We start from the raw sequence: 6,016 nt of genomic DNA, 5'->3' as shown, positions 1-6,016 counted from the left end.
CTGCCGTCAGCGTCGTCTTCCCGTGGTCAACGTGGCCAATCGTGCCAATGTTAACGTGCGGCTTTGTACGCTCAAACTTTTCCTTTGCCATTCCTCAGGCGCCCTTTTGCGATTTGGGGGACCCGTGGTCCCGTGGTTACATCTGCGCGCGCGAGATATTTGGTTCAAAGCGGAAAATCAAGCACATCCTGACGGAAAAGCGGCATTCAGGCAGGATTTTGGGTAACCTGTTCGGTTTCCAGTGGTTGGATCAAATCCGGGCGCTTGTTGAACCAGCCATTGTCCTGATGTTCTTCGGCCAGCCATTCCTCGACCCGGTCGGCGACTTTGAGGGCCAGACCGCTCATTTGCTCTTCTTTTGTGCGGGTATGACCCGACCCGGCCAGCACGCTTTCACCGGTCGTATCTTCGAGCACTTGAAACTTTTTAGCCTTGGCGACGAATTCCTTTTTGCCAACGTCATAGACATTGACCAGTACAATCGCCGTGCTTTTGGGATTGTAGATCACTGGAACGCCCGGAGGTGCCAGCATGTAACCTTCGAGGCTGATCCCGATGTCATATTCCTGCGCGCCCTCATACCGGCCCAGGCGGATATCAACCGCATTCTGGATCGCGTCTGTCCATTCCTGCGGCGTTGCATCGCGCGAAACGGGGCCCTGAACAGCCTTGTCAGCAAAGGCATAGTTCACGCGAAGCTTGAATTCACCCAGCGACTCGGGTTCTTCATAAACCTGGGTCTGCGTGCAGGCGCCCATCAGGGCCAATCCGGTGATCAGGGTCAGAATGCGCAACATGTCTCTTATCTCGATAGGCCTGTTTTCATCTGATCTAGCGCACCGACAACGTCTGTGCCAAGCAGTATCGGCAGAAAATCACCTGCGTTGCGCCCCATTCACGAGAACTTATAGTCCCTCGGGAAGCCATAGGGGGCCTTTTTCCCAACGCCCGCACGTTTGGCCAGCCATTGCGACATATCGGCCTCGTGCCGGGTTTTGTCGCCGCCCATGGACCATTTCAGGCCCTCTTCCCAGTTGAACGTGGTGATGTCGGACAGCCCGCCATCCAGCTCCAGTGTTCCCTGCCGGCCCCGCGCCATGTTGTATTTCTGCAATCGCACACCTTTGCCCCGGCCCATTTCCGGAAGCTCTTCCACCGGGAAGACAAGAAACTTGCCGTTCTGAGACACAACGGCCACGTGGTCGCCTTCGACCGGTTTACAGATCATCGCGGTTTCGTCGCCCTTAACGTTCAGCACCTGCTTACCATTGCGGGTCTGGGCCAGCACGTCATCCTCTGGCACCATGAACCCGTTGCCCGCATCCGAGGCCACCAGCAGCTTGCGCCCCGGCGTGTGTATAAGGATATCGATGATCTGCGCCTCATTCGGCAGGTCAACCATCAGGCGCAACGGTTCGCCCATGCCCCGGCCTCCGGGCAGGTTGGCGGCGCTGACCGTATAGAACCGCCCGTTCGAGGCGAAGACCAACAGACGGTCGGTGGTTTCCGCGTGGAAGATAAACCGCGGGCCGTCACCATCCTTGAACTTCAACTCGCGCTTGAGGTCGATATGGCCCGTCATGGCGCGGATCCAACCCATCTGGGAACAGACGACCGTGATCGGCTCCTTGTCGATCATCGCCTCAAGCGGGACCTCTTCGACCTGCCCCGCCTCGGCGAACTGGCTGCGCCGCGCGCCGCCTTCATAGTCCTTGCCAAAGGTCTTCTTGGTCTCTTTCAATTGCTCGGCAATCTTGGCCCATTGCAGGGCTGGATCGGCCAGCAGGTCTTCAAGGTTGGCGCGTTCCAGCATCAACTCGTCACGTTCGCGCACCAGCTCCATCTCTTCCAGACGGCGCAAGGACCGCAGGCGCATGTTGAGGATGGCGTCGACCTGAACCTCGGACAGTTCACCTTCGCCCGGTTTGGGCGAGACATAGTCGGATTCATCTGTGGCGCGGACATGATCGATGCCCCAATCCTCGCGCATCAGCGCGGCTTTGGGATCGTCGTCATAGCGGATGATGTCGATCACACGGTCGAGGTTCAGGAAGGCGGCGATAAAGCCCTCCAATACCTCCAACCGATGGTCGATCTTGGCCATCCGGTGGCGCGAGCGACGCAGCAAAACCTCTTGCCGATGATCGAGGAAAGCGCGCAGAACCTCCTTCATCGAGCAGACCTTGGGCGTCACGCCGTCGATCAGCACGTTCATGTTGAGGCTGAACCGCACCTCAAGATCCGAGTTGCGGTAGAGCATGCCCATCAACACCTCGGGGTCCACATTCTTGGAACGCGGCTCAAGGATCAGGCGGATGTCATCGGCGGATTCGTCGCGGACATCGGCGAGGATCGGGATTTTCTTGGTCTGGATCAGCTCGGCTATCTTTTCGATCAGCTTGGATTTCTGAACCTGATATGGGATTTCGGTAACGACAATCTGCCACTGTCCGCGACCAAGATCTTCGACCTCGAACTTACACCGCAGCCGGAAAGACCCGCGCCCGGTGCGATAGGCTTGCGCGATGTTCTCGGGCGGTTCAACGATCACTCCGCCGGTCGGGAAATCCGGGCCGGGGACGTAGTTGAGCAGCGTGTCATCGCGCGCGTCCGGCGTTTTGATAAGGTGCAGACAGGCATCGCAGAGTTCCGCGATATTGTGCGGCGGAATATTGGTCGCCATCCCCACCGCAATACCGCTGGCTCCATTCGCCAGCAGGTTCGGAAACTGCGCAGGAAGCACGACCGGCTCGGTCAGGGTGCCATCATAGTTGTCGCGGAAATCAACGGCGTCCTCGTTCAGACCCTCAAGCAGCGCCTCGGCCACAATGGTCATCCGCGCCTCGGTGTATCGCGAGGCGGCGGGGTTGTCGCCGTCGATATTGCCGAAATTCCCCTGCCCATCGACCAGCGGATAGCGGACGTTGAAATCCTGCGCCAGACGCGCCATCGCGTCATAGATCGCGGCGTCGCCATGGGGGTGATAGTTGCCCATCACGTCGCCGGAGATTTTGGCGGACTTGCGAAACCCCCCCGTCGCGCTGAGTCGCAGCTCACGCATCGCGTAGAGGATTCGCCGATGAACAGGCTTCAATCCATCACGCGCATCGGGCAAAGCGCGGTGCATGATGGTGCTGAGCGCATAGGTCAAATAGCGTTCACCAATGGCGCGGCGCAGTGGTTCGGCCACTTCGCCCCCACCTTCGGGGGCCTCCATGTTGGGGTCGTCGATCGTGTCGTTCATATATGATGTGATACGACGCAAGGCGCCGCTGGTAAAGCAATCAGCGCGTATTTTGCTGGGGACAAGTCGCGCTTTTTGCAACAGGGGGAAGCAAGTCACGGATTTCCCCCGGTTTTCGACTCGCTCCCTTCAATATGCTAAGCTGTCTGCAATTAGACTGCTGCCTTTTTCTTGTTGCGATTGCCGGGGGATGCGCCATGACGCGCCTAATTGTTATCACGTTCGTTGCCCTTGGCTGGGCCTTTTTCGTCCTGAGCGGAGGCACGGAGTTTGAACCCCGTGGACTGCGCGGAGCTGCGCCCGAACAGGTGGCCAAAGTCGACCCACCCGCACCGGCCCCGGTTCCGGCGCAGGACTTCCAACCCAAGGTCACCACCAATACGGCTGAGGACCTGGTGACCAATGTAGCCGTGCGTTCCGTTTCGACCGATCCCGAACCCGCCCCGATCCCTGTTGCCGAAGAGGTGTTTGCGCAGGTCGATGAACCCGAAGACACCGCCCTGCCCCAATTGTCAGCCTTTGCAAATCCGGGCAGTAATTTCACCCTTGCCTCGCTCGAAGATGGTGCGGTTGGGCTGCAGCAGATCTCAGTTGTGGTCCGGAACGACGTCGCGCCAACGCCCACGCAGACCGAACCTGAAAAGGATATTCGCGAAATCTCGGGCACACGCGTGAACATGCGCGATGGGCCGGGGACGATCTATCCGATCATCGGCAAGGTGACGATTGGCCAAAAGGTCGAGGTTCTCAGCGACTCCGGCACCGGCTGGCTGCGCCTGCGCGTGTTGCCAGAGCAACAGATCGGATGGGTTTCGTCATCACTTGTCCGTTAAATCCGAAGTTGACGTCGCTGTAACATTGCCCTGACATGAACCGCGCAATAGCTAGAACTCGGGTTCAAGTGCGAAGGTGCAATGCAGAAATCCATACTCATCACGGGCTGTTCGTCCGGCATTGGGCTGGACGCCGCGCATGGCATGCGCGCGCGAGGCTGGCGCGTCTTCGCCTCATGCCGCCAACAGCGCGATTGCGACAGGTTGCGGGCGCAGGGCTTTGAAAGCCCGCGCATCGACTACACCGACGCGCAGAGCATCGCCTCGGGCCTGGCCGAAGTGCTCGACGCCACGGGCGGAACGCTGGATGCGCTGTTTAACAACGGCGCGCATGGTCTGCCCGGCGCGGTAGAAGATGTACCCACTGACGGGTTAAGGCAAATTTTCGAGGCAAATGTCTTTGGCTGGCACGAACTGACGCGGCAGGTTGTTCCGGTGATGCGGGCGCAGGGGCACGGGCGCATTGTCCAGAATTCCTCGGTCCTTGGTCTTGTCGCGTTCCCTTGGCGTGGGGCTTACGTGGCCACGAAATACGCCATCGAAGGCCTGAGCGATACCTTGCGGCTTGAACTGCGGGACACCGACATCAAGGTCGTTCTGATTGAGCCCGGGCCGATCACCTCGAAGATCCGCGTAAACTCGATCCCCATGTTCGAACGGTTCATCGATTGGGAAAACTCGGCCCTGAAACAAAGGTATCAGGCGACCCTGCTGAAACGCCTTTATGAAGGCTCCGGCAAGGATTCGTTTGAACTGCCCGCATCGGCCGTGACGGCCAAGCTGGCCCATGCGGTGGAATCCAAACGCCCGCGCGCCCGGTATTACGTGACGACGCCAACCTATATCGCCGGGTATCTGCGCCGCGTTCTTCCGACCTGGGCGATAGATCGCATCCTTTCGGACATATAGCCGCGAGCGTTCAAAAACCCGTTCGCTTTTTGCCTGCGACAGGCTAGATGGTCGGCAACGAAATCAAAACACGGACGGTGGCGACATGGACCTTTTGATGGTCGTCTTGTTATTGGCCATGGCGGCAGTCGTCGTCGTGCTGGTGATAGGCATTTCAAATTTCGGCAAAGCCGGGCAGCAGGCAGCGTTAAAAAGCAACAAGATGATGCGGTTGCGCATCCTGTTTCAGTTCATCGCCGTCGTTCTGATCGTGCTTTACGTCTATCTGCGCGGACAGGGAGGGCAGTAAATGGTCGTTCTGAACAAGATTTACACGCGCACCGGCGATGACGGCAAAACCGCCCTTGGAAACGGCGAACGCGTAGCGAAATATTCGGGCCGCGTGGCTGCCTATGGCACCGTGGATGAGCTGAACTCATTCGTTGGTGTCGCCCGCACCGAAGCCGAGGGCGAGGTTGAGGCCGCCTTGTCACGCATCCAGAACGACCTGTTCGATCTGGGCGCTGATTTCTGCCGACCTGACATGGATAAGGATGCCGAGGCCGAATATACCCCTCTGCGTATCGTACCCGCACAGATTGATCGGCTTGAGGCAGAAATCGATGCGATGAACGAAACGCTTGAGCCGTTGCGCAGCTTCATTCTGCCCGGTGGCTCGCGGTTGGCGGCCCACCTGCACGTATGCCGTACCGTGTCGCGCCGGGCCGAACGTTTGGCGGTCGAACTGACCAATATGGAACCGGTGAATGAAACAGCTGTGAAGTACCTCAACCGTCTGAGCGATTGGTTTTTTGTTGCCGCCCGTTGCGCCAACAATGATGGCCGCGACGACGTCTTGTGGGTTCCCGGCGCAAACCGCTGATCTGTAACGGGTTTGTCACGCGCCAAAGGCAAAAAGGCAGAAACGCGACGTCCAAAGAACATGACGTGACGATTTTGCTCTGTTCCGGACAGGCACGAAACGCTATTCAGGCTCGCGAGAGCATTGGTGGAGTCGCGCAGCGGCTTGCCGTTTTTGTAAGGAGAAAGC

At 58.6% G+C, this 6,016-nt stretch carries 7 protein-coding genes; 4 read left to right on the top strand and 3 right to left on the bottom strand.

What is annotated here, in order from left to right:
- From ACR0AG_RS20345 to parC, 3 genes are all read right to left on the bottom strand, one after another.
- Window positions 1-91, bottom strand: a 91-nt coding sequence (locus ACR0AG_RS20345) for a GTP-binding protein (RefSeq protein ID WP_215675807.1), incomplete at its 3' end; no start/stop codon positions are given.
- 115 nt (window positions 92-206) lie between these two features.
- A complete protein-coding gene (locus ACR0AG_RS20340) occupies window positions 207-797 on the bottom strand; it encodes a hypothetical protein (protein WP_480842185.1) in 591 nt (196 codons plus the stop codon).
- A 98-nt stretch (window positions 798-895) separates the two neighbouring features.
- On the bottom strand, window positions 896-3,244 hold the full coding sequence (gene parC, locus ACR0AG_RS20335; RefSeq protein WP_480842183.1) for a DNA topoisomerase IV subunit A: 2,349 nt from the start codon (window positions 3,242-3,244) through the stop codon (window positions 896-898).
- 197 nt (window positions 3,245-3,441) lie between these two features.
- Here parC and ACR0AG_RS20330 point away from each other — a divergent pair, with 197 nt between their 5' ends.
- The 4 genes from ACR0AG_RS20330 to ACR0AG_RS20315 all read left to right on the top strand — a co-directional run bounded on the left by ACR0AG_RS20330 (window position 3,442) and on the right by ACR0AG_RS20315 (window position 5,848).
- The gene (locus ACR0AG_RS20330) at window positions 3,442-4,077 is read left to right on the top strand and encodes an SH3 domain-containing protein (RefSeq protein ID WP_480842181.1); all 636 of its coding nucleotides are present in this window, start codon (window positions 3,442-3,444) and stop codon (window positions 4,075-4,077) included.
- A gap of 81 nt (window positions 4,078-4,158) precedes the next feature.
- Window positions 4,159-4,986 (top strand): SDR family NAD(P)-dependent oxidoreductase, encoded by an 828-nt coding sequence (locus ACR0AG_RS20325; protein WP_480842179.1) that lies wholly within the window; start codon window positions 4,159-4,161, stop codon window positions 4,984-4,986.
- An 85-nt stretch (window positions 4,987-5,071) separates the two neighbouring features.
- On the top strand, window positions 5,072-5,275 hold the full coding sequence (locus ACR0AG_RS20320) for a twin transmembrane helix small protein (RefSeq protein ID WP_480842177.1): 204 nt from the start codon (window positions 5,072-5,074) through the stop codon (window positions 5,273-5,275).
- Window positions 5,276-5,848 (top strand): cob(I)yrinic acid a,c-diamide adenosyltransferase, encoded by a 573-nt coding sequence (locus ACR0AG_RS20315; protein WP_480842175.1) that lies wholly within the window; start codon window positions 5,276-5,278, stop codon window positions 5,846-5,848.
- Window positions 5,849-6,016 lie beyond the last annotated feature (168 nt).

The organism is Ruegeria sp. H6 (genome assembly GCF_056532975.1).
The sequence above is the reverse complement of the archived record's forward strand: the minus strand, read 5'-3'. Positions and strand labels throughout refer to the sequence as shown.